General features: G+C 65.1%; 22 protein-coding genes. 4 read left to right on the forward strand and 18 right to left on the reverse strand.

All coding sequences use genetic code 11. The features are described 5' to 3' along the window. A partial coding sequence (locus HL666_RS28325; RefSeq protein ID WP_172184803.1) for a transposase occupies nt 1-160 on the reverse strand: 160 nt, incomplete at its 3' end. Nucleotides 161-329: 169 nt separating this feature from the next. On the opposite strand from HL666_RS28325, the gene HL666_RS34310 reads away from it, so the two are divergent. Both HL666_RS34310 and HL666_RS34315 read left to right on the forward strand, forming a co-directional pair. Beyond that, the gene (locus tag HL666_RS34310; RefSeq protein WP_246741640.1) at nt 330-944 is read left to right on the forward strand and encodes a hypothetical protein; all 615 of its coding nucleotides are present in this window, start codon (nt 330-332) and stop codon (nt 942-944) included. Next, nucleotides 941-1,237, forward strand: coding sequence for a hypothetical protein (locus tag HL666_RS34315; RefSeq protein ID WP_246741641.1), 297 nt, complete (start codon nt 941-943; stop codon nt 1,235-1,237). Before HL666_RS34310 ends, HL666_RS34315 begins: the two co-directional genes overlap by 4 nt. 142 nt (nt 1,238-1,379) lie before the next feature. Here the strand turns inward: HL666_RS34315 and HL666_RS28335 are convergent, their stop codons facing one another. The 17 genes from HL666_RS28335 to HL666_RS28415 all read right to left on the reverse strand — a co-directional run bounded on the left by HL666_RS28335 (nt 1,380) and on the right by HL666_RS28415 (nt 19,872). Further along, nucleotides 1,380-1,757 (reverse strand): c-type cytochrome, encoded by a 378-nt coding sequence (locus tag HL666_RS28335; RefSeq protein ID WP_172184805.1) that lies wholly within the window; start codon nt 1,755-1,757, stop codon nt 1,380-1,382. A gap of 53 nt (nt 1,758-1,810) precedes the next feature. Beyond that, the gene (locus tag HL666_RS28340; protein ID WP_172184807.1) at nt 1,811-2,245 is read right to left on the reverse strand and encodes a c-type cytochrome; all 435 of its coding nucleotides are present in this window, start codon (nt 2,243-2,245) and stop codon (nt 1,811-1,813) included. Continuing rightward, nucleotides 2,242-2,787: a methylamine dehydrogenase light chain gene (locus HL666_RS28345; protein WP_210262266.1), complete on the reverse strand. Its 546-nt coding sequence runs from the start codon at nt 2,785-2,787 to the stop codon at nt 2,242-2,244. Before HL666_RS28345 ends, HL666_RS28340 begins: the two co-directional genes overlap by 4 nt. Nucleotides 2,788-2,811: 24 nt before the next feature. Continuing rightward, on the reverse strand, nt 2,812-3,408 hold the full coding sequence (mauD, locus tag HL666_RS28350) for a methylamine dehydrogenase accessory protein MauD (protein ID WP_172132030.1): 597 nt from the start codon (nt 3,406-3,408) through the stop codon (nt 2,812-2,814). 7 nt (nt 3,409-3,415) lie between these two features. Then, nucleotides 3,416-4,012, reverse strand: coding sequence for a MauE/DoxX family redox-associated membrane protein (locus HL666_RS28355; protein WP_172184809.1), 597 nt, complete (start codon nt 4,010-4,012; stop codon nt 3,416-3,418). Beyond that, nucleotides 4,009-5,148, reverse strand: a complete 1,140-nt coding sequence (locus tag HL666_RS28360) for an amine dehydrogenase large subunit (RefSeq protein ID WP_172184811.1) — start codon at nt 5,146-5,148, stop codon at nt 4,009-4,011. Before HL666_RS28360 ends, HL666_RS28355 begins: the two co-directional genes overlap by 4 nt. Nucleotides 5,149-5,282: 134 nt before the next feature. After that, nucleotides 5,283-7,595, reverse strand: a complete 2,313-nt coding sequence (locus HL666_RS28365; protein ID WP_172184813.1) for a LamG domain-containing protein — start codon at nt 7,593-7,595, stop codon at nt 5,283-5,285. Nucleotides 7,596-7,605: 10 nt separating this feature from the next. Continuing rightward, a complete protein-coding gene (locus tag HL666_RS28370; RefSeq protein WP_210262267.1) occupies nt 7,606-9,141 on the reverse strand; it encodes a branched-chain amino acid ABC transporter permease in 1,536 nt (511 codons plus the stop codon). Further along, on the reverse strand, nt 9,138-10,061 hold the full coding sequence (locus tag HL666_RS28375; protein ID WP_172184815.1) for a branched-chain amino acid ABC transporter permease: 924 nt from the start codon (nt 10,059-10,061) through the stop codon (nt 9,138-9,140). Before HL666_RS28375 ends, HL666_RS28370 begins: the two co-directional genes overlap by 4 nt. Further along, on the reverse strand, nt 10,061-10,762 hold the full coding sequence (locus tag HL666_RS28380; RefSeq protein WP_172184817.1) for an ABC transporter ATP-binding protein: 702 nt from the start codon (nt 10,760-10,762) through the stop codon (nt 10,061-10,063). The genes HL666_RS28375 and HL666_RS28380 overlap by 1 nt, the downstream gene beginning before the upstream one ends. Beyond that, a complete protein-coding gene (locus HL666_RS28385; RefSeq protein ID WP_311976583.1) occupies nt 10,759-11,409 on the reverse strand; it encodes an ABC transporter ATP-binding protein in 651 nt (216 codons plus the stop codon). Before HL666_RS28385 ends, HL666_RS28380 begins: the two co-directional genes overlap by 4 nt. Before the next feature lie 100 nt (nt 11,410-11,509). Next, a complete protein-coding gene (locus HL666_RS28390; protein WP_246741644.1) occupies nt 11,510-12,730 on the reverse strand; it encodes an ABC transporter substrate-binding protein in 1,221 nt (406 codons plus the stop codon). A 146-nt stretch (nt 12,731-12,876) separates the two neighbouring features. Continuing rightward, nucleotides 12,877-13,773, reverse strand: a complete 897-nt coding sequence (locus tag HL666_RS34525; protein WP_172132022.1) for a helix-turn-helix transcriptional regulator — start codon at nt 13,771-13,773, stop codon at nt 12,877-12,879. Between the two features lie 430 nt (nt 13,774-14,203). After that, a complete protein-coding gene (locus HL666_RS28400) occupies nt 14,204-15,397 on the reverse strand; it encodes a 2Fe-2S iron-sulfur cluster-binding protein (RefSeq protein WP_172184823.1) in 1,194 nt (397 codons plus the stop codon). Beyond that, the gene (locus HL666_RS28405) at nt 15,394-16,224 is read right to left on the reverse strand and encodes an FAD binding domain-containing protein (protein ID WP_172184825.1); all 831 of its coding nucleotides are present in this window, start codon (nt 16,222-16,224) and stop codon (nt 15,394-15,396) included. The genes HL666_RS28400 and HL666_RS28405 overlap by 4 nt, the downstream gene beginning before the upstream one ends. Further along, the gene (locus HL666_RS28410) at nt 16,221-18,593 is read right to left on the reverse strand and encodes a xanthine dehydrogenase family protein molybdopterin-binding subunit (RefSeq protein ID WP_172184827.1); all 2,373 of its coding nucleotides are present in this window, start codon (nt 18,591-18,593) and stop codon (nt 16,221-16,223) included. Before HL666_RS28410 ends, HL666_RS28405 begins: the two co-directional genes overlap by 4 nt. A gap of 1 nt (nt 18,594) precedes the next feature. Further along, entirely contained in the window at nt 18,595-19,872 is a 1,278-nt protein-coding gene (locus HL666_RS28415; protein ID WP_172184829.1) for an amidohydrolase/deacetylase family metallohydrolase, read from the reverse strand. A 174-nt stretch (nt 19,873-20,046) separates the two neighbouring features. Here HL666_RS28415 and HL666_RS28420 point away from each other — a divergent pair, with 174 nt between their 5' ends. Together HL666_RS28420 and HL666_RS28425 are read left to right on the forward strand one after the other, a co-directional pair. Then, a complete protein-coding gene (locus HL666_RS28420) occupies nt 20,047-20,532 on the forward strand; it encodes a MarR family winged helix-turn-helix transcriptional regulator (protein ID WP_172132121.1) in 486 nt (161 codons plus the stop codon). 429 nt (nt 20,533-20,961) lie between these two features. Then, on the forward strand, nt 20,962-21,795 hold the full coding sequence (locus tag HL666_RS28425) for a nitroreductase family protein (protein WP_172184831.1): 834 nt from the start codon (nt 20,962-20,964) through the stop codon (nt 21,793-21,795). Nucleotides 21,796-21,805: the final 10 nt, after the last annotated feature.

Raw genomic sequence — 21,805 nt, forward strand, 5'->3', positions numbered from 1 at the left:
TGGCCTCCGAGACGTCCATTCCACCGAATTTGGCCTTCCACTTGTAAATGCTGGCGTCGCTCACGCCGTGCTTGCGGCACAGATCGGCGACAGGAACGCCAGCCTCGTGCTCCTTCAAAATCTCGATGATCTGCTCTTCCGTAAAGCGACTGCGCTTCATGCTCTGGTCCTCTCTAGGGGCCAGAACGAACTTCAAACTAGATTAAGCCCGAGGGGCAAGGTCACACCCATTCGATGAAACGGAGGCACTGGCCTGGCTGCGCTCCCAACCCATGGGCCGCCTGACGATCAGTGCCGCTGAGCTTGGACGGCGATGGGGTTGGAACAGGATGCGAACCGGTCGTCGTCTGAAAGCTTGGGAACGCGCTGGCCTGATCCGCCGTAACGCTGAATCAATCATTGTGACGGGCAGCGTGACGTCGACCATTGAAGAGGGCTCGGTCTCCGTTACAGAGGTCGCCGCTGTCACAGGGAAATCCCGAGCTGAAGCGTCTGGTGGTTATACGACACCAGTCAACCTCGCATCTTTGATTGTGGCTTTGGCGATGGCGAGCGTTTCGGCGGCCTTCTCCATTGATGGCCTGACAGCAATCTTCGCCGGCGCCTTTTTGCTTGTCATCATGATGGGCGCGGTATTGGAGGCCGGTAAGCTCGTCGCAGCCGCCTGGTTGACCGAGCACTGGAATTCGGCCCCGTTACTCCTGCGGTACGTCCTCGTCCTGATGATCGGAGCCCTGATGGGCCTGAACGCTATAGGCGTATTCGGCTTCCTCACCCACGCTCACCTCGACCATATGACATCTATAGATCTCACCCTTGCGCAGACGTCGAGACCCGCCTCGCAATACAGAGCCAGAAGGTTGCGGACATTGACCGGCGTACTGCGCAGATCGACGCCGCTATCGACGAGTCCACACGCCTTGGCCGTCCGGTCGGCGCGATGACAATCGCTGACCAAAAGCGCCACGAACGAGCCAACATTGCCGCTGAACGCAGTCGCGAGTCGGAGTCGCTCGCGAACTTACAGATCGAAAGGGCCAGGATCCAAGCGCTGCGACGGCGCGCCGAGGCTGAAGTGGGACCGATCCGATACCTCGCCGAGTTGATGGGGATACCTGCTACCGACATTGAGCGAGCAGTCCGGCTGCTCACGCTGGCGCTCGTCGCCGTCCTTGATCCGATGGCAGTCACGCTCCTTCTCGCCGCCGGTCTTCACAGGCTTGCGCGTTCGTCATGACCATCGCCGTTTTATCTAGAGCAAGTTCGCCTGCTCGCTTCAATCATGCTCGTTCGTGCAAACCTTTGAGCATGCTGAAGGCGTCAGCCATCCGGACCGGAGCCTCGGGCGGCAGAGATCGAGGCCGTGGGATCCGTGACTTTCAATAGGCGATCGAGATGCGCTTTTTGGCGAGTTCGACAGCGAGGGCCTGTCTGAGCGCCGTGATGTCGTCCACCGGCCTGGCTCGCAGGTGATGGACTTCTTCCGCCGTGAACGGCTTGCCCCGATCGCGCGTGGGCGTGCCCCAGACGCGAAGGACGTAGTTCAGGAGCTCCGCGGTCTCGCCATCAGGAAGGGCAGCATTCACAACGCCGGGTACGTTCGCAAGATAGAGCCGGCCCTGTTCACTGCCGGCGAAATGTCCGACGATGCCGGGAAAGGGCGGGATGCGTCCGACGGACGACCCTTCGCCATCGAGACCGTGGCAACCGGAGCAGTGCAGTCGATAGAGATATTCAGTGCTCTCTGCTGCCTGCATGCGTTCGATGGCGCCGATCGTGGTTGCTGCGATCAGGACGAGGGTCAGACATCTCATGGCATCAGGCCGGAACGGATCTGCTTGATTTCGTCATTGCCGATCGGGCGGCTGCGGGTGCGAGCGACGTCGGCGGATTTGAGCTGGACCTTGGCGCGGTTCAAGCGGAACACGTAATTGACCACGGCGGCGGTCGCTTCGTCGTTCAAACCCGGTTGGGGCGGCATCGCGCTGGTGATGGTCTCACCCCCTTCGAGCGGAAGCGTACCTGAAAGCCCGTTGATTATGACCATTGCGGGATAGTCAGGCCGCTTGGTCGCCGCGTTGGAGAGCACAGGCGAGACCAATGGCGGGGCTAGCCCGGGCGAGCCGACGCCGCCGACTTGATGGCAGGCCTGACAGGTCTCGGCGTAGATCTTGGCGCCGTCGGCAGCGAGCGCGATGCCGGGCCATGTCAATGCGGCGCAAGCGGCGAAGATTGCGGTTCTCATTTCTTGTCAGCCACGCCGACCAGTACCGACACCGTGCAGTGATACATGCTCTGGGTATTGGCCATGCACCAGTTGATGTCGTTGTGGACGCCCATGCGGTAGCCGGGGCGCTCGCCGACATTGCCGTTGCAGAGACAGCGGCCGCATGTCGTCTTGCCGCAGCAATCATTGTAGGAGACGAGATAGTCCTTGCCATCGACCGGATTGTGGCAGGTGCCGACCCAGGTGACCTTCGAAGGCTCGGCGCCGGGCGGGCAGGACGAGACGCTGCCGCCGCAGCACGAGCACAGGAAGCCATCGAGCGCGCAATAGCGCCAGTAGTCGCAACTGGCCTCGTTCGCATCCGGCTTCGATGCGCCTTGGGCATGAGCCTGCCCCGAACGGTCGAACGGCAGCACCGGGAGCAGGGCCCCGCCCACCAGCAGTTTGCCTATCCCGCTCAGCGCGGAGCGTCGGCCGATGCTCTGCGCCGAGCGCCGGAAGGCCAGCTCCGCGGCCCGGTCGAAGGCCGCCATCAGCCTGTCGATGATGATGTCGGACATCAGCTTCTCCGCATGGGGCCGTGGCTAGTGGGCGGGGTGGGGCGCATCGAGATAGGACTGGATCGAAGCGACGCCGAGATCGCGGGCATTGAACAGGCTCTCGAGCTGCTCGCGGTTGTTGATCAATCCCTTGGCGCGCACCAGCCCGTTGCCGTCGATCAGCGCGGCATAAGGCAGCCGGCTGACGCGGAACGCCAGGCCGAGCTCGCGCGAGAGCACGAAGGGAAATTTGTCCAGGCGGCGTTGCGCGACGAAGGCTCGGTGCGCGGCGATGTCGCCGTCGCCGGCGAGGATCAGGTCCAGCCAGGAGCTTTCGGCTGCGGCGACGGAGGAGAGGATCGGCAGCAGTTTCTTGCAGACCGGGCAGGTCGGCGACAGGAAGAACACCAGCTGCGAGCGGGCGCCGGCGGCGCCGATCGAAATATTGCGGCCGTCGAGCGCGGTGAGATCGAAGCGCTGCACCTTCTCGCCGACCGCGGGGCCGGAGTCGGTCATGAGGGCCCCCATCGGGGAGATCCGTTCGTACAGAATGCCGACCTGGCGCGCCAGCGCGAACACCGCGATGGCCAGTCCGAGCACCAGGATACAGAGCAGGATGAATGCGACGACGAGACCGTCCATGGTCACCTCAGTTGAACGAGCCGGAGTCGAGCCGGCGAATGACCGCCCATGTTCCGATGGTTTTTTCGGCCGTTGCGAGTAGCAGCAGCAGCACGAACACGGCCATTGGCCCGATCAGCATGTCGGACCAGCCCATTGGACGTGGCGACGTCTGCAGCATGATGGCGGCACTGACCGCGACCAGCACCGCATTTCTGGCAACGAGCGTCCAGCTGACGAGCTGGCCCTCGCCGCCGCAGCCGCATTCGATCTCGCTGCGACCTGCAATCAGGACTGCAGCCATGGCGAAGGCGTAAAGGCAGAGCAGCAGGGAGNTCAGGACTGCAGCCATGGCGAAGGCGTAAAGGCAGAGCAGCAGGGAGGCGAGGATGGCTCCGATCTGGCTTGCGGCAGGATACATCAGGCACCCAATCGCCGCGATTTCCGCCGCCAGCAGCAACGGCGCGGCGAGGGGAGCCAACGCCTCAGGCAGCAGACGATAGTCGCGCAGGTTCGCCACGAAGAGAGCGTAGCCTTGAACCTTCTCCAGCACCGCGCGTGCCAGCACGACGATGATGAAGCCGCTTGCCACCAGATGCAGAAGGGGATCGAGCTGCCAATTCATCGGGGAGCCTCGACCAAAGCGGCGGTCTCGCCGAGCTTGATGTCCGCGGAGCGCGAGACCTTTCCAGTCGCATCGATCGTGAGGCGCTCGATCTTCTGGTCGACCGGATTGATCGCGAACAGCACGGTCGGGTCAACCGCCGACAATGTCAGCGACGTCAGGTTGGCAGCCGGCGAGCGCGCCAGAAGACGCTTATTGCCGATGTCGTAGGACCAGATTTCGGCGCTCGGATTCTTGTGCGCTCCGTCCTTGTCATCGGAATGCATGAGGATATAGGCGATTTTCGCCTTTGCGTCGACGGCAAAGGGCTGATAGCCGCCCGGCGCCCAGCCGGTCGCATCGGCCGGAATGATATCGAGCGTCTCGATGGCTGTGGCGCGCTCGCCCTCCAGCGAGGCGCGCAGCAGCTTGCCCTTGAAGCTAAGGAAAATGTAGCTGTCCTGGTCGTGCTCGGCGTGAATGAAAAGAGGATCGGCGCCGGCATCGAACAGCTTACCGCTCACCTTACGGTCCGCGCTGCGCAGATTTGCCGTGATCGTGTATGTGCCCACCGTTCCGTCACCGCATAGGGTCGAAAAGCGCAGCGGCGTGGACAGTGCGGGATAGATGCCGAAACATCCAGGCGCCGGAGCCTCGAGCTGACGCTTGCTGTCGGGATCGACGATGCTGACAGAGGTTGCCGGGGTGGCGTTCTGAATGAACAGCAATCTGCCGTCGCTGGAGCGTTGGAACAGGCTGCGATAGCCGAGCGCCTGGGCACGTCGCGTCAGGATCGGAATTTCGTCGATCACCTTCAAGGTCTGGTCGTCGAACACCTGGATGACGTCGGTCCGTTTGCCGCGGGTGAGCCGCTCGTAAAAGGTCGTCGCGACATAGACGCGGTGCTTGTCGGGCGCCGCGACCATCATGCCGGCGAAGCCGGCTTCCAGCATTCCTTTGAGGCTGAGGTCAGAGGCATCGAGCACGTAGACGCGTCCATCGACCATGTGGGGAAGCGCGGGGTCGGCCACATAGACGCGGTTCATGGTCGCGGGAATCGTGCTGCTCGATGTCGCCTCCGGCTTGAATTCGGCCGCAGCGCACGGGCGGAGCATCAGCGCGAGCCCGAGCAGGGATATGAACGAAGACGACCTCATCTCAATCTCTCCGCCGCCGGGCCCCCAGTACGCCTACCCCGTCGCCTTTGCAGCAGCCAAGGCTGCGACGTGCTCCGGGGAGCAAAGCATACGATGGGACGCTCCGGCTCCGTAATGATGCATATGCATCACGATCAACGCCAGAGCTTTTCGTCGCCCACGAATTCGCTACCAGGCAGGGGGCCGGGACGTAGGAAGGCGGTCAGCACGTTGCGCATGATGGTTGCGACGTTGTTGTCGCCCCCTCTGACCGGCAGCGCCTGGCTCCAGGCGATGGAGCCGATCGATAGGCAGGCGCCGTTCGAGCCGGTCGTGAAATAGGTCATGTCGGCCCGAACCAGGGGATCCTGGGTACCGCCGCGGCCGGGGAACGCGTAGGTGATCTCCTCGGATACCAGCGGGTAATTGTCGGAATGCCCGTGCGACGAGGCGACCAGCAGCGTGTGCGGTGGCGTGCCCAGCGCCAGATCATAGCGGTCGATTTCGATTCCCGCCGCCCCGCCGAGCCCCAGCCCGAAATTGCCGATCTCTTCCCGGTCGCCGATGCCTTCGAACATCCATGCTATCAGGCGGTGAAAGGAATCCGGCATGCGCTCGAACGGCTGGCTTTCGTCCATGCCCTCGGAGGTGAAGCCGACGCCGACCAGCTTTTGCGGGGCCCGGCCGCGGGAGCGCCACAGCCCCGACCGCTCGCCGGTGCTGACGAGATAGGCTTCTCCCGGATCGGCCTGCCAAGCCCGCGAGCCGTTGTCGAGCTTGCGCACTTCCATGCAATGCGGCTCGTCCTCGCGCAAGCCCGACACCCAGTAGTAGCCGTTGCCGCCGGCATAGATCAGGCGGCCGCCCGCGCGCAGATAGTCCTCGGTGCCGTCCATCATCCGCTCGGAATAATATTCCGGATGGGTGCAGTTGATGACCGCGCGATAGGGACGCAGCGCAGCGGCCCCTTCTGCATGCAGATCGTGGTCGGTGAGGATCTCGAAATCGTAGCCGGCATGTTGCAGCCACCACAAGAGCGACAGATCGGCCGGCAGGCCCCAGGTGACACCGGTTGCTGCGTTGCGATGCCGCGGCCGCATGTTGATGATCGGTCGCCGCCAGGACGAATAGCAGCACCCCGAACCGTCGGAATGGTGATCGTAGGTCGACAATCCGAATTCCTGGAGCTTGTAGAAGTCGATATCGGCCTCGCTGAAGATCGGCGTGTGGGCGGTGATCGCCTGGGCGATCGGCGCATCGAAGCCGAGGCGCTCGTTGGCATAGGCGAGATAGGTGAATGTCGACATCAGGACCGCCAGCGGCGCGCGCGGCGTCGCCGCCCGGACGAAGAACGGAATATGGTCTTCACTCTCGCCGGCCCGCAGTCGCAGCGCGTAGACGCCACTCCTCAGATCATTCGGAATCCGCAGCGTCACGGTCGGCGACCAGCGGCAGTCGGTCAGCGCATCATCGCGGAAAGCGATGCCACCGTATTGTTTGGGGTCGAGGCGAAAGCTGTCCTCCCGTCCAGCCCAGTTCCACCCCGTCATGCCGCGCACCGGCCGGTTGACGCCGAGCGCATCAAGACCATGTGGTCCAACATCGGTGATGACATCGCCGATGCCCCTGTCGGTGTACCCGGCGCTGGTGTCCCAATGAGCGATGATCGCGTCGGTGGACGGCAGCTCGCCTTGCGCCAGAGCGGCGATCGCCTCAGGCGGCAAGGCCGTGTTGAGGATTCCGGGGCGGTCGATCTTGCCTGAATAGAGCATCCCGACGAAGCGGCCGCGGCGATCGTTCTCCTCGCTCGCGCCCGCCCACAGAAACGGGACCGACTCGTCGGGCGCCTGGGGCATCACGCGGAAGGTCTCGGCGACGCGGGAATCGTAGTCGATCGGCACCACGAGGCCGAGCAGGGAGTTGTAGCGATTGACGACACCGATCTGATAGAGTCGGGCCTCCAAGGTGGCGGCATTGAACGTCGCCGCCACGAAGTACCAGGCACGGGGACGCAGCGGCACCTCGGCGGTCACATGGTCGATCAATTCGCCATTGCCGACCCAGAACTCGAGCCGGCCTTCGGTGTTGATGCCGATGCCATAGCCCTTGCCGGACATGATGTCCCACTTCGACAGGATGGCCTGGCGGCTGCCGCCCGGCCGAGTCGGAAATACGAAGCCATAGACGGTGAAATCACCAGCAGGAACGAGGCGCCGAGAGACGTCCTCGACGACGGCGTGGGCGCCGATCTGGGTGAACTGGCGCTGTACGTTCAGGGTGACCGGAATATCGCAATCGATCTCCTCTTCGAGGAATCCGGGACCGTCCGGGTGTTCGTCGCCGTGAACGAGACGAACCAGGCGGGCGTCAACGGTGTCGGTCCCTTCGGCCGAGATCATGAAGGACAGGGTCTCGCCCTGCTTGACTGTCCAGGGGTCGCAATAGCCGTAGAGCTTCTTCTCTGCCATGGCGTCGGTCTCAGCTCGCAAGCAAGTCGTTGATTCGGAGCAGGAACACCGCGTGATAGGCCTCGTCGAGGGTCGGATAGAGCTTGTCGTCGACGAGGCGGGGCGGATGGCCGGCGCGGCCGGACAAGGCCATCACGCGATAGCTGCAGGAACGCAGCGGGCCGACCCTGAGGATGGCGTATTTGTCGGGCATCTCCTCGCGGCGGAAATAGTTCAGCAGACGATCGAGCGCGTCGGAGTGCTGGCCGAGCGGTTTGGCGCGGTGTTCCGCGATCAGGTCCGGCGTGATCGACGACTTCAGCGCATCGCGCAGCCGCTTGTCGAACAGGCGCCGGTAGATCAACTGCTTGTCGGAAATCTCGGTGGCTTCCTCGGGCATGACCTCGCCCCCTTTCTCCGTCCGCGCGGCGCGCCGCTCGCTCTTCTTCCGGTTCCTGAAGGCCTGGAATTGGGCCTTGATGCCGGTCAGTCCCTCGCGCGCCGTCAGCGCGACGATGATCATGACGGCGGTGACGATGATGATGCGAAGGGGCCCGAGGCCGATCAGGCCCTTGTCGATCAGCACCACGATCGCGGTGCCGAGCACGGCGCCCTCGGAGCGGCCGAGGCCGCCGATCACGATCATCGCGAACAGCAGCAGGAGCTGATCGAGCGAGAACACCGCCAGCGAGATCGAGCGGTAAAACATCGCATAGAAGGCACCGATGGCGCCAAGCGCGCTCGAGGCGAGCACGAAGACGAGCCAGCGCGCGCGGCGGTAGTCGATACCGACGGCCTCGGCGAAGGCTTCGTCCTCGCGCGCGGTCTGCAGCAGCAGGCCAAGTCGCTCGGTGTTGACAAGGCGAAACACCAGGAGCGCACAGAGCAGAAGGACGAACGCGCCGGCAAATCCGAGGAGCAATCCGGGTCTCTGCAGGTGCCAGGCGGAAGGGATGAAGGAGGCGACCCCGTTGATGCTGCTGTTGGACGGCGCAAGCGCCTTGATCTGCGAAATCGAAACCCGACAGATCTCGGCGATCCCGAGCGTCAACAGGGCGTAATAGAGGCCGTCGAGTCGCGTCGAGGGCAGGGCGAGCAGCAGCCCGAAGATCAGGCCTACGGCGGCTCCGACCGGCATCATCAGCGGCCAGGGCAGGCCGAGATAGACGTTGGCCGCGGCGGCGGCATAGGCGCTCAGGCCGACGACCGCCATGGTCGCCAGCGAGAAGATGCCAGCCGCCCCCACGATCAACGTCCAGATCACGTTGATGGCGGCGAAGATGCAGAAGATCGCAGCAATGTTGACGAACTGATCGGACAGGAAGGGAACGGCGATCAGCAGGCCACCGAGCCCCAACGTCCACCACAGCGGCCGTTTGTCGACGAGCAGTCGCTCGCGCTGCAGCGATTTTGGATTGTAGCGTCCGCGCCAGGCCAGCCAGTGCCGCCGGCTGAAAGGCGGCCGCCAGCGATGCCACAGCTGCCCGCCGTCCGGCTTCAGCGTGACCTCGTCCGGCCTGCGGCCGACCTTCGCATACGAGGCTGCAGGTTTGTCCGCGCGCATCATTCCCGCGTCTCGTCCAGCAGGCCGCCGAGACCCCGGGGGCGAATGAGAAGAACCAGAACGATGAAGGCGAACTGCACCACCAGAACGTAGCGCTGGCCGAGAAAGGGAATGATCCCGGTAATGGCCTCGAGAAAGCCGACCAGGATCGCGCCGAGCACGGCGCCCGGGACCGAGCCGAGACCGCCGAGGAGGGCAATGGTCAGCCCCTTGATCAGCGGCGTGGTGCCGGCACTCGGGTTCACGAAGATGCTCTGCGACAGCAGCACGGCGGCGAGGCCTGCAAGCGATCCCGTCAACATCATGACTGGAAGCGCCGTCCAGCGAGTCGATATGCCACACAAGGCCGCGCCCTCGGAGTTCTGCATCACGGCACGAATTTCCAGGCCCCGGCGGCTGATCCGCAGCCACAACAACACCAGTCCGAGGAGTACGATCGTCGTTAAGATGGTGATGGCCTGATCCAGGCGCATTGGCGTGCCGAGCAGGTTGAAGCGTCCGACGCCGAAGATGCGCGGCAGCGCCTTCTGCTGGGGCCCGAAGGCGAACAACAGGGCCTGAACAGCCGCAAGATTGATGGCAAGCGTGACGATGAGACTGCGGACAGCGAAGTTCGGCTTGTCGTGGATCGGCAGGAAGGCCACCAGATAGACGAGGATGCCGAACAGCGCGCCTGCGATCATCCCCGCCATGACGGTAAGGACCGCAAGCAGAACCATTCCGTCAACGCCTGTGCTCCAGCTTCGAATAGCCGGTGCGATCGAGTCGGCCGCGAAATAGGCGGCGTAGCCGGCCACTGCGAACGTCGCACCATAGGCCATGTTGACCATGCCGATGCTCGACCAGACCAGCGAGATGCCGATCGCCATCAGCGCATAGATGGCGGCGAGATAGAGCGCATAGATGACGAGGGTTGCGTCCATCACGCGAGCCCCACATGCCCGACCTCGCCGCGCAGGCGGCCGGCGTGCATTCCCATCATGCGGCTCACGGCGCCGGAGAGCAGCGCAACGTTCTGCTCGGTGATGACCATAGCCTTGCCCTCGAGCGGGATATTCACGAGCGCCTCGATCACCCGCTTGGAGACCTTCGGCGCAAGACCGAGGGTCGGCTCGTCGATCAGGTAGAGCCTGGCGTCCGACATCAGCGCACGGCCGATCGAGACCATCCGGCGTTCGCCGCCGGAGAGCTTGCCGACCAGGGCACCTTGCAACTCATCCAATTGCGGAAACAACTGATAGACGCGCTCGCGGCGGCGAGTGCGGTCTCGCCAGGCCGTCTTGGCGTGGGCACCGCAATCCAGATGCTCCCGCACCGTCAGCCCCGGAAAGATCGCATCGCCCTGCGGCGTCATGGCAATGCCGAGCCTGACGATTCCCGGCGTATAGCGTCCCTCGCCGAGCGAGCGGGTGCCGCCGATCTCCTTGCCGTCGAACAGGATCGAGCCGCGCTGCCAGCCGACGAGCTGCATGATGGCGCGGAACAGCGTGGTCTTGCCATGGCCATTCAGGCCGACGATCGCGAGCCGCTCGCCCGGCGCAATCGAGAAGTCGATGTCGTGAAGCACCCGCAGCGGCCCGTAGCCGGCGGACAGGCCGCGAACGGCGAGGAGCGTGCCGCTCATGCGACGCCTCCGAAATACGCCGCCTGGACCCGATCGTCGCGAAACACGTCTTCGGGCGCTCCCTCCGCGATCATCGCGCCGAGATCGAGCACATAGACCCGGTCGGCGATGGCTCCGAGCAATTCGAGCCGGTGCTCGATGAGGATGATGGCGAGATGATACTCGTCTGCGAATTTGCGCAGCAGGAGATCGAGCTCCGCGATCTCGGTGTTGATCAGTCCGGAGGCCGGCTCGTCCATCAGCAATACACGCGGCCGGCGCATCATGAGGCAGGCCAGCAGGAGCTTGCGCCGATCGAACGTATCGAGCGATCCGGCCGGCCGGTCCCAGCTGGCGTCCAGCCGCACGAGGCGGGCGGCCCATTCGGCGTCATGCGCCGACATCATCGGCGCATAGGCCTTGCGAGCGGCGCGCAAGGTCTGACCTATGGTCAGCGCATTGGGAACGACGGGGCTCTGATAGGTTCGGGCGACGCCGAGCCTGGCCCGCCGAAAGATATCGAGGCGATCGAGCCGCAGCTCGTCGAGAAAGACCGATCCTCGTTGCGGATGGTAGCGCCCGGACAGGACCTCGAACAGGGAGGTCTTGCCCGCGCCGTTCGGGCCGATCAGGCCGAGCACCTCGCCGCGCTTCACGTGGAGGGACACGTCGCTCAAGATCCGCCGGCCTCCCAGCGACAGCATGACGCCTTCGCATCCGAAGCACGCGCCAGTGGGCAGCATGGTCGGTGATCCGCGTGCGTTGCGTTCAGAACCAGGGAGCAGGCTTGATCTTGACCTCCGCCAGTTCGGCCGGTGCGATGATCTTATGCTGACCGTCCTGCACCTGCAGCAGCAGATGGCTGATCCCCGCCTTCACATCCTCTGTCTGCCAGGGATGACAGGGCGGCGCCTGTTCGGCGTTGTCGAACATATAGGTGCCGCAGACGCCCTCGTAGCGAAGCTTGCGGATCGCAGAGCCGACGGCGTCGAAATTCGACGGATCGGTTTTCTCCCACACGGTCGCGAGCAGTTTGACGGTGTCGTAGCCGCTGCCCGTATAAACCAGGCCCATATTGTCGCCGAAGCGCTTGATGTACTTGCTACGGAAATCCTTGCCCTTGCCGTCGGCGTGCGTGCCGATCACGGTCCCCCAGATCATGCCTTCGGCGCTGCCGGCGGCGAGCTTGAGAAACTCCGGCTGGCTCGGGCCATATTGCAGATAGACCAGCGAGCCCTTGACCGGATCGGCCGCGAACTGCTGGGCAAAGGTGGCGAGCTCCGCCGCGACCCAATGGTCGATGAACATGACGCCGGCATCGGAATCGTGCAGCGCACGTAGTACCGGCGACCAGTCCTGAACCGGAAACTGAATGTCGGTGACGGGACCAAGCACCCATTCGCCGCCGGATTCGGCGATGGCTTTTTGCACCGACTTGGAGATCACCTGGGTGTAGGAGATCTGCTCCTGCACGATATGGATCTTGTTGTTCTTCGGCTTCCATCCAGCGGCCGCGAGCTGTTTCAGATAGCGCACGAAGCCGTAGCCGTACCAGGTCTCGGCAGGGTCGATCTGGAAGATATTCTTGTATTTGGCGGGATTTGACTTCACGAGCTCAAGCGAGGCGATCGAGGTATTGCCGTGCAGGTAGGGGGTCCCCGACGCCGCGGCGGCATCCATGGCCGGCTGTGGAATGAGCACGAAAGCCGAGGCGATGGCATGGACCCGCTTGCCCGTCAGGGTCTGCATCGCCGACACCGTGCCTTCCGGTGTCATGATGTCGATATCGGTGACTTCCGCGCGCAGCTTGCGCCCGGCGACTCCGCCGGCTGCGTTGATCTCATCGATCGCCAGCGTGACCCCGTTGAGCCAGTCCTTCTGGTCGCCGACCCCGACGGGGGATGATTGGGCGGTAGGCACCCCGATCAAAATATCATCCGCGGCCGCGGCACGGCCGGCCAGCGAGCCGGTCAGAGCGGATGCTGCCATTCCTCCGAGCAGGGTTCTGCGTGCGATCTGCATGTGCGGTGTCCTGTCCTGACCTGCGTACGATCATCAGCGATCGTTACGGTACGGCGATGGAAGGGACCCCGGTATGATGCAGATGCATTAGGGCAGGGCGAATGGCTCGCGGTTCAGCCGGCGGCCGCGGAATGGATCAGTTTGAGCAGCGCGGCCTTGTTGCGGGCGCCGAGCTTGGTCAGCACCGCCTGGGTATGATTGCGCACCGTCGCCGGCGAGATGCCGAGATGTCGTGCGATTTCCTTATGCGTCAAGCCGTCGGCGATATGGGTGACGATCTGCCGCTCGCGCAAAGTGAGATTGTCACAAGGGTCCTTGCCGAGCAGGCGGATATAATAGAGGTGCGGGTCCGCCAGCTGAGATGCGAGCTGGATTTCGAAGCGGACTTTCTCAATCGACACGATCTGCCGCGACGAATGCCGCGGCGGCCGGGCCGGCAGACGGTCTCCCTTCCAGCCAGGCCAGACATCGCGCAGGGCACGAAGCGTCTCCGGTGAAGCGGCCAGCACACGGCCGCTCTCATTGACCAGAAGATGCTTCCCGTCTGGCCCACCCAGCGCCTTGCGCTCGACGGCCAATTCCACATGGTCCAGTGCCGCGCGCAAAAATCTGAGCTCGTTCTCGGCGAGCGTTCGTGCCGAGCGGCCGCTCCGGTAGCAGGACAGAAACAGCATCACGGGCAATCGCTTGTTGTCGACCACGATGGTCGAAAACTTGTCGATGTTGTACCTGTCGGACAGCGCGACCATGCCTTCGGTGTGGCGCGTCCCCTGGCGGTTATAGGTCGGGTATGCGCAACCGGTCTCGATGAAGTCCCGGGCAAGCAGATCTTCGTGTTTGATGTCGGACCAGAATTTCACGAAGTCGGGCGGCAGGTTACGGGAGACCGAGCCGCAGATCTCGATGGCGTCGCGGCTGAGGTCGGCCCAGCCCCCCCAATTAGCATCGCACGCGGTTGTGACACCGAGGCTTTCTATGCTCCAGTGCAGGAGATCGACGGGATCAAGCACCTGGCTGCGCTCGTACAGCTCGAGAACGAACGCGCTGAAGGTCCTAAGATCGGCTCGAGCTTCCATATCGGTGTCTCAGACCGGACGGGTGATCTCGCGAGTATCATGCAAATGCCATGCAAATTGAACCAGCCTTTTCGCGGGCTGCCAAGGCCTCTGATGCGGGCCGGTGCCAAAAAGCGATGCTGCATCAGCTAACACGTAACAGTGTCATATCAGAGCAGCGCGATAGCTCCGGAAATTGCCAAGTCGCTCCAGGGCTGCATTCCGGTGGACTTATTTGCTCTAAGAAGGACCGGTCAGGGCCAAATAGCTGGCCGTATCGGGGCTGCAGCTCGGCCTCGTAGCCTTGAGCTGCTCTGCATTTTTTGGCGCTACTTTGCCTTTACAGCCGGATGAAGATCGGAGCGGACGTTCGCGAGTGGCGGCTTCATGACCTGCGCAGGCGCCGGACGATGGCGGTGAAACGTGTCCATGCGACGTCCAGCAGCAAGCCAAATGCATCGAGGCGCTGGGGCTCGATGGTCTCCGCCGAACTGAACGTCCCGTTGATGTGCCGCTCGCAGTTTTGCGCGAACGTCGTGGTGAGGCGCGACGCCAGATCGCGCACCAGCCCATCACGCGCGATCTGCGCCAACGGACCGGTGAGGCTGTAGCCGATCGCGAGCTCGACCCGGGTGGCTCGCCCGTCGTCGATCGGAATCATACGCCAGCCGATCTGTCCGGAGGTCGAGGTGCGGCTCTGCTGGTCACGGCCCGTACCAAAGAGGCGGCCGGAGAGATCCACCGGGTTCCGTTCGATGCGCGCAGAACCGCGGAAGGCGGCCGACAGCGGACCGATGGCGACCCTGATCTCACCTTCGATACGATCCGGCGCCGGGATGTCGGTGACGGTGGCGCCGGGAAAGCATGCAGCCAGGATCTTCGGCTGACCGAATAGCGCGAAGACTTGCTCGGGCGCGGCGCTCACCGTGAACGCGGCATCGAAGCTCTTGGCGGGCACGACCTCCAGAGGATCGAGCCCATTGGAGGCTGCGCTGCGAGAAAGCTTGACCTCCGTTGCCGCTGGCCGCATCGACGAGATGGCGGTCGCGCCCGGCTGCGATCCTACCGGGCCGAGCGAAGTTCGTCCTGCACCGACCATAGCCGCGATGCCTCGCTGCCGTCGTGCTGAGATCACCGCGCTGATCGCGCGCACGATCCCCGCATAGCCGGTACAGCGGCACAGATTGCCGCTCAAGCCGACGCGGATGGCCTGCTCGTCGGCGTGGTCGAGACGCAGCACGAGGTCGCGCGCCGACATGATCATCCCCGGCGTGCAGTAGCCGCATTGCAACGCATGCTCGCGCGCAAAGGCCGTCCGCAGCTCGGCTGCGATCTCGTCCTCATCCAGGCCTTCGATGGTCGTGACGGCAGCGCCATCACAGGCCACGGCCAGCGTGATGCAGGAGCGGGCCGTAGCGCCGTCGAGCAGCAACGTGCAGGCGCCGCAGACGCCGTGCTCGCAGCCGAGATGCGTACCGGTGAGGTCGAGCTGATCGCGCAGGACGTCGGCGAGATGGGCGCGGGGTTCGATTGTGGCCTCGGCCACGCGGCCGTTGACGGTGAGCTGGATCGTCGTCACGCAGCGGCCTCCGCGATCGCCCGCGCGAGTACGGTCAGATGGATGTGGCGGGCGGCCGGATCGCTCACGCCGGCCTGCATCAGCAGGCGGCAGGCGAGGTCGCGATCGAAACGCTGCCTTACATCGGTGATCGCTCCGCCGAACAGCGATGAATCGTCGACGACGATCGGCGTCGTGTCGATGGCGCCGATGACGACCCGGCTGCGGGACAGATCCGGCTCGATCAGCACGGCGGCCATCGCGTGGGCGAATTCACCGGGCTTGCGACAGGCCTTGGCGTAGCCGAAGCGCGCCGTGGGCGACAGCGAGGGGAGACGGATGGCGGTGACGAGCTCGCCGGGACGCAGCGCCGTCTGCAGTGCGCCCTGGACGAACTCCGTCACGACGAGGTCACGCTGGGCTTTGGAGTTCGTCAGCCTCACGCGGGCGCCGAGGGCAGCCAGCGTCGTCACCCAGTCGGCGGCCGGGTCGGCATGGCTGAGAGAGCCTCCGATCGTGCCGCGGTTGCGTACGGCGCGATAGGCGATGCCGCGGGCGATCCGCGGCAGCACGCCATGGGTGACGTCGGGGATGCGGCCGTCCTCAATGTTGGCGTGGGTGACGCAGGCGCCGATCACGAGAGCATCGCCATCGCGCTCGACGGAACGAAGCTCGGCAAGGCCGGCGATGTCGACGATGCGCGGCGGCTGCATCAGACGCAGGTTCAGCATCGGGCCGAGCGACTGGCCGCCGGCCATGATCCGGGCTTCGCCATCAGCGCCCGCGAGCAGCGCGAGCGCGTCGCTCATGCTGCGGGGGCGTTCATAGGCGAAGGATGCGGCCTTCACGGTGTGCTTGCCTGTTTCGCAGCGAGCACCGCCGCGACGATCCGGCGCGGCGACAGCGGCGACTGCATCAGCTCGGCACCGAGCGGCCGCAGCGCGTCGTTGACGGCATTGGCGATCGCCGCCGGCGGCGCGATGGCGCCGCCTTCGCCGATGCCCTTGACGCCGAACATCGTGTAGGGCGACGGCGTCTCCATATGAATCAGGCGCGGTGCGGGGACTTCGGTCGGACCCGGCAGCAAATAGTCGGCCAGAGTCGTCGCCAGCGGCTGGGCTGCGTCGTCGAACGGCATCTCCTCGTACAGCGCGGTGCCGATGCCCTGCGCGAGGCCACCGAGAATCTGGCCGTCGACGATCATCGGATTGACGAGGACGCCGCCGTCTTCGACGATGACGTAGTCGAGCAGCTCGACCTCGCCGAGATCCGGATCGACCGCGACCGTCACGGCATGCGCCGCGTAGGAGAAGGTGCCGCTGTCGCGCACGGGCTTGTAGCCGCCGGTGACTTCGAGGCCGGAGGGATCGACGTCGTTGGGCAGATCCTGCGGCCGGCGGTACCAGGTGTGGGCGATCTCGGCGAGGCCCACGCTGCCGTTCGGCCCGCAGGCCCGGCCCCCGCGCCAGGTGACGGCCTCCGGCGCGAGCTGCAGCAGCTTGGCGCCGATGCGCGTGGCCCGCGCGGCAAGCTGTTCGCAGGCCGTACCCACGGCGCCGCCTGCCATCACCATCGACCGCGAGCCCCAGGTGCCGGTGGAGTAGGGCGTCATGGCGGTGTCGCCGAGGATGACGCGGATTTTGTCCGGGTCGACGCCGAGGATCTCGTGCGCGACCTGGGCAAGCGTCGTCTCGAGCCCCTGGCCATGGGAATGCACGCCGACGCGCAGCTCGAGCCCGCCGTCGGGCGTCAGGCGTGCGGTCGCCTGCTCATGGCCGGGCACCATCGGAATGCCCCAGCCGGCATAGACCGAGGTGCCGTGCGCGGCCTGCTCGCAATAGATCGAAACGCCGGTGCCGATCAGCCGGCCGTCCGGCTCTCCCTGCCGCTGGCGCACGCGCACGGCGGCAACATCAATCGCTGCCAGCGCCCGCTGCAGCGCCTCGGGATAGTCGCCGCTGTCGAAATGCTTGTTGGTGATGTTGTCGAACGGCATGTCCTGCGGCTGCACCAGATTGCGCAGCCGCACGTAGCCGGGCTCGAGCCCGGCCTCCGCGGCGACGGCGTCGAGCAGCAGCTCGAGCGCGAAGCAGACGCCGGTGCGGGCCACGCCGCGATAGGGCAGGATCGGACATTTGTTGGTCGCGACCGAATAGGTGCGGCAGCGATAGGCCGGCATCCGATACGGGCCCGGCAGGATGCTCGCGATCTGCGCCGCTTCGAGGCAGGCCGAGAACGGATACGACGAGTAGGCGCCGGAATCCACGATCGCCTCGCAGTCGATGCCGCGCAAGCGTCCGTCGCGATCGGCATAGACCGTGATGTGATAGGCGTGCTCGCGGCAATTCGCGCTCGCGCTCAAATGCTCGCGCCGGTCTTCGAGCCAGCGCACCGTCATGCCCTTGTGCATGGCGAGCCAGCTCAGGCAGACCTCCTCGGGCAGCAGGATGCCCTTATGGCCGAAGCCGCCGCCGATATCCGGCGCGATGATGCGGATGCGACCCTGTTCGATGCCGAGGCAGTCGGACAGGCCGTTGCGCACGATGTGCGGCATCTGCGATCCCGTGTGGAGCGTCAGCTGATCGAGCCGGTGATCGAAGGTCGCGACGACGCCGCGGCCTTCCAGCGGCGCCATGCACTGGCGGGCGGTCGTGATGTCGCGCGTCACCTTGATCGGCGCGTCAAGCGCGGCTGATATGTCGACCTCGAAATTCGTTTCCAGGAAGACGTTGTCGCCCCAGTGCTCGTGCACCAGTGCACTGCCGGCCGCGCGTGCCAGCCGCATGTCGTGCACCGCCGGCAAGGGCTCCAGCTCGAGCTCGACGGAAGCTGCGATGTCCTCGGCCTCGGCGCGGCTGCGCCCGACGCACATCGCCACGAGCTCGCCGACGTGGCGCACCTTGCCCACAGCCAGCACCGGCTGCTCGGAGACCTTGAAGCCGGGCAGGCCGGAGACGGCGCGGATCGGCTTGATGCCGGTGAGGTCGTCGGCCGTGAACACGACGTCGCGATATTCCGCGGGAATGTGGATCGCCCTGATCTGGGCATGCGCCACCGGGCTGCGCACGAAGGCCACGTCCTTCAATCCCGGCAGTCTGATGTCGGCGACGTATTGACCGCGGCCGCGCAGAAAACGATCGTCTTCCTTGCGCGGCAAGCGCGCGCCGACGCCGCGCGGTGCGCGATCATCCGAGACGGTCGGAGCCGTGTCGGTCACGTCAGGCCGCGACCGCTGCGGGCAGGATCGGCGCCGTCGCGTCGTGACGGACTCCGGCGCGCAGGCAGAACACCGGCTGCAGCAGCTTCTCGGCGATCACCTCGGTCTTCTCGTTGTCGCGCAGGACGAACCGGCCCTGCTGCTCGCGGAGTACGCTGACATCGGCGGCCATGTCGGGCCGCAGCGCGCCGATCTGGTCGGACAGGCCGAGCATCGCGGCGGGATTGGACGTGACCATCGGCACGACCTGCTCCAAGGTCAGACCGAGCGCGACCAGTGAGCTCATCGCCTGCACCAGGCTGAACTTGGCCTGGCCGGCGAACGGATGGCTCTCGTCGTCGGCAGGCTCGTCCGGCGTGCCCGCGGGCGCCGGCACATGTGTGTTGTAGCCGTGGATGTCGGCGCCGAGCGTATGCGGCACGATGCCGGCGTCGATCGCCTTGCGCGCCAGCCGGTAGGAGAAGTGACTGCCGTGACCGACGTCGACCTTGAGCCCGCGATCGAGCGCGGCCTGGATCACTGGATGTACCTCGCCCTTGGTATTGACGAAGCCGCCGGGATGCCGCGTGAACGGATGCGCCAGCACGTCCCCCGGCCGCAGCAGCGGGATCACGCGCTCCAGGATCGTGTCGACATCCTCGCCATTGGTGCCGCTCGTGGGCAGTCCCCAGAGCTGGCCGAAATGGACGTAGACGGGGAGCTCGGCGCGGCGGCCGATCTCGGCGGCCATCTCGATGACGCGGATGCCCCAGCGCGCGAAGCCGCCGATCTCGGCATGCGCCTTGATGCCGCGAACGAGGTCGCGGTTGGCGACCGCGGATTTCACGGTGGCGTCGATGTCAACGCAGTCGGGACGATAGAGATCAGGGTAGTAGTGGCCTTCGAGGCCGCCGACGAGATAGGCCGACAGGAACGCGTAGACGCGCGACTGCGCCGGCTCGGCGACGAAGTGCCGGAAGCCCGGCAGGGTCATGCAGGACGGGCCGCCCTGGTCGATCAGGCTGGTGACGCCCGACTGTACGCCGACCATGTCAGCATTCATGCCGAAGCGGCCGGTGACGTACTGATAGACATGGGCGTGGGTGTCGATCAATCCCGGCAGCACGAGCTGGTCGGTGACGTCGACGACGTCCCTGGCACTCGATGGCAGGATGTCGGACTGGACGGCCGCGATGCGGCCATCGCGGATGGCAACATCTTTCAAGCCATCGATGCCGGAGGCGGGGTCAATGACGCGGCCGCCGCGCAGCAGCAGGTCGAACGAGGCGCTCACGGACATGCAAGCTCTCCTTATCCGGGTTGTTGTTTGTCCCGGTCAAAGCTGTCCTCGACGAGCCGGCGCGGATGATGCGCCGACCGATTTACGAAGCATACTTCGCATTACATCAAGATCCGTGCCATAGACAGCTTCAAATTGATGCAGCGTGACCAGCGCTTATGCGGGAGCCGTTCGATGGCCGGAAGGAACAAGACGAAAGCAGATGTATCGTGGCCGCTCGAGGAACGTCCGGGCTATCTGATCCGCCGCCTGCATCAGATCCACGTCGCCCTGTTCCAGGAAAAATGTGCCGCCTATGAGATCACGCCCTTGCAGTACAGCCTGTTGACGGCGCTGGCGAAACGGGGAACGGCGGACCAGACCGCATTGGCCCAGGACATCGCCCTCGACCGGACCACCACCACCGGCGCGTTGAAACGGCTGCAGGCGCGCGGCTTCGTCGACCGCAGCATCGGCCCGCACGACCGGCGCTCGCGGACCTGTCGTTTGACCCGGTCCGGCGCGGCATTGCTGCGCAAGATCGAGCGTCCCGCGCGGGCGGCGCATCTGGCGACGATCGCGGATCTCAGCAAGGCCGACCAGAAACGGTTCATCGCCATGATGCAGGCGATCGTCGCGGCGCAGGGGCAGAGGCTCGACGCGACACGATCGCCGGACTGACCGCATCGCGCTCCGATTAGATAATGGGCACCGTGCTGCCCGAAAAGCAGCGCATCGCCGAAGTGCGGTATCGGGGCGAGGTGTGCGCTAGCGCAACTACGAAGCATGCTCCGCATTCCCTGCTGCTGCGGTTTCTTTCGCAAACGGCGCTCGTGGCTGCTCAATTTCATCGGAGATGGCCGCGACAGCGGGGGCGCGCATGCTGCGCTGCGCCGGGCTCCACGAGCTCTGGCATGTCCCTTGCTGACATCTCTCATAAGAGCTGCGCGAGAAACTGCGGCGACATGAATCCGGGGCGGCGACATCGATGTCGCAGTGCGTGGAGAGAGCGATGCGATGTCTGCCGCGGCGGGATCCGCCGATCATTGCCCTGGCCAACGGCGTCCGTTGGACGTGCTGCGCCGCGCGCGACGGAAAAAGGGCGGCCTGATGTCGGAGCATGCCGATCTCATCGCGACACGATTTGGCGACGGCGGCCCCGATGCCGGCGACGTCAACGCGAATGAATTCCTGCGCGGCGTGCTGTCCCGCAAGACGGTCCGTCGCTACAGCGACCGGATGCCGGAGGAGCGGCTGCTCGATCTGCTGGTCGCCAGCGCGCTGAGCGCCTCGGCCAAGTCGGACTTCCAGCAGGCCTCGGTGATGCGCCTGCGCGATGCCGAGAAACGGGCCGCGATCGGCAAGCTGTTTCCGAGCATGCCCTGGATCGGAGCGTCGCCGGTCTTCTTCGTTTTTCTCGGCGATGCCCGCCGGCTGCAGCGGATCGGTGAACTGCGCGGCAAGCCCGTCAAGAACGGCACCCTGGAAGGCTTCTTCAACGCCTCGGTCGACGCGGCGCTGGCGCTGCAGACGATGATCCTGTGCGCGGAGTCGGTTGGTCTCGGAACCTGTCCGATCAGCGTGATCCGCAACGAGATCGACACGGTCGCCAAGGTGCTGGAACTGCCGGACATGGTGTTCCCGGTCGCCGGGCTGTGCCTGGGCTATCCCGCCGCGGAGGGGCATGTCAGCCTGCGGCTGCCGCGCAGCGTCACCACGCATCTCGATCGCTACGGCGACGACGCGCTGCCCGCGGCGCTCGACGACTACGACCGGCGGCGCCATGCCCGGCACGCGATTCCGAAAGACCAGCAGCGCGGCAATGCCGAGTTCGGCGAGGCCGAGTTCTACGGCTGGTCGGAGGACAAGGCGCGCCAGGCGGCCAAGGCGGAAGGCGCGGCCTTCCCGCCCTATCTGCGCGCGCACGGCTTCAGCTTCGACTGATCAGTTCATA

This window comes from Bradyrhizobium aeschynomenes (genome assembly GCF_013178945.1).
Classification (GTDB): domain Bacteria; phylum Pseudomonadota; class Alphaproteobacteria; order Rhizobiales; family Xanthobacteraceae; genus Bradyrhizobium; species Bradyrhizobium aeschynomenes.

Bases quoted from the DNA above. Each gene is read 5' to 3' on its own strand.
- HL666_RS34310 (WP_246741640.1), top strand. From the start codon at position 330: ATGCGAACCGGTCGTCGTCTGAAAGCTTGGGAACGCGCTGGCCTGATC.
- HL666_RS34315 (WP_246741641.1), top strand. From the start codon at position 941: ATGACAATCGCTGACCAAAAGCGCCACGAACGAGCCAACATTGCCGCT.
- HL666_RS28335 (WP_172184805.1), bottom strand. From the start codon at position 1,757: ATGCAGGCAGCAGAGAGCACTGAATATCTCTATCGACTGCACTGCTCC.
- HL666_RS28340 (WP_172184807.1), bottom strand. From the start codon at position 2,245: ATGAGAACCGCAATCTTCGCCGCTTGCGCCGCATTGACATGGCCCGGC.
- HL666_RS28345 (WP_210262266.1), bottom strand. From the start codon at position 2,787: ATGTCCGACATCATCATCGACAGGCTGATGGCGGCCTTCGACCGGGCC.
- mauD (WP_172132030.1), bottom strand. From the start codon at position 3,408: ATGGACGGTCTCGTCGTCGCATTCATCCTGCTCTGTATCCTGGTGCTC.
- HL666_RS28360 (WP_172184811.1), bottom strand. From the start codon at position 5,148: ATGAGGTCGTCTTCGTTCATATCCCTGCTCGGGCTCGCGCTGATGCTC.
- HL666_RS28365 (WP_172184813.1), bottom strand. From the start codon at position 7,595: ATGGCAGAGAAGAAGCTCTACGGCTATTGCGACCCCTGGACAGTCAAG.
- HL666_RS28370 (WP_210262267.1), bottom strand. From the start codon at position 9,141: ATGATGCGCGCGGACAAACCTGCAGCCTCGTATGCGAAGGTCGGCCGC.
- HL666_RS28375 (WP_172184815.1), bottom strand. From the start codon at position 10,061: ATGGACGCAACCCTCGTCATCTATGCGCTCTATCTCGCCGCCATCTAT.
- HL666_RS28380 (WP_172184817.1), bottom strand. From the start codon at position 10,762: ATGAGCGGCACGCTCCTCGCCGTTCGCGGCCTGTCCGCCGGCTACGGG.
- HL666_RS28390 (WP_246741644.1), bottom strand. From the start codon at position 12,730: ATGGCAGCATCCGCTCTGACCGGCTCGCTGGCCGGCCGTGCCGCGGCC.
- HL666_RS28415 (WP_172184829.1), bottom strand. From the start codon at position 19,872: ATGTCCGTGAGCGCCTCGTTCGACCTGCTGCTGCGCGGCGGCCGCGTC.
- HL666_RS28420 (WP_172132121.1), top strand. From the start codon at position 20,047: ATGGCCGGAAGGAACAAGACGAAAGCAGATGTATCGTGGCCGCTCGAG.
- HL666_RS28425 (WP_172184831.1), top strand. From the start codon at position 20,962: ATGTCGGAGCATGCCGATCTCATCGCGACACGATTTGGCGACGGCGGC.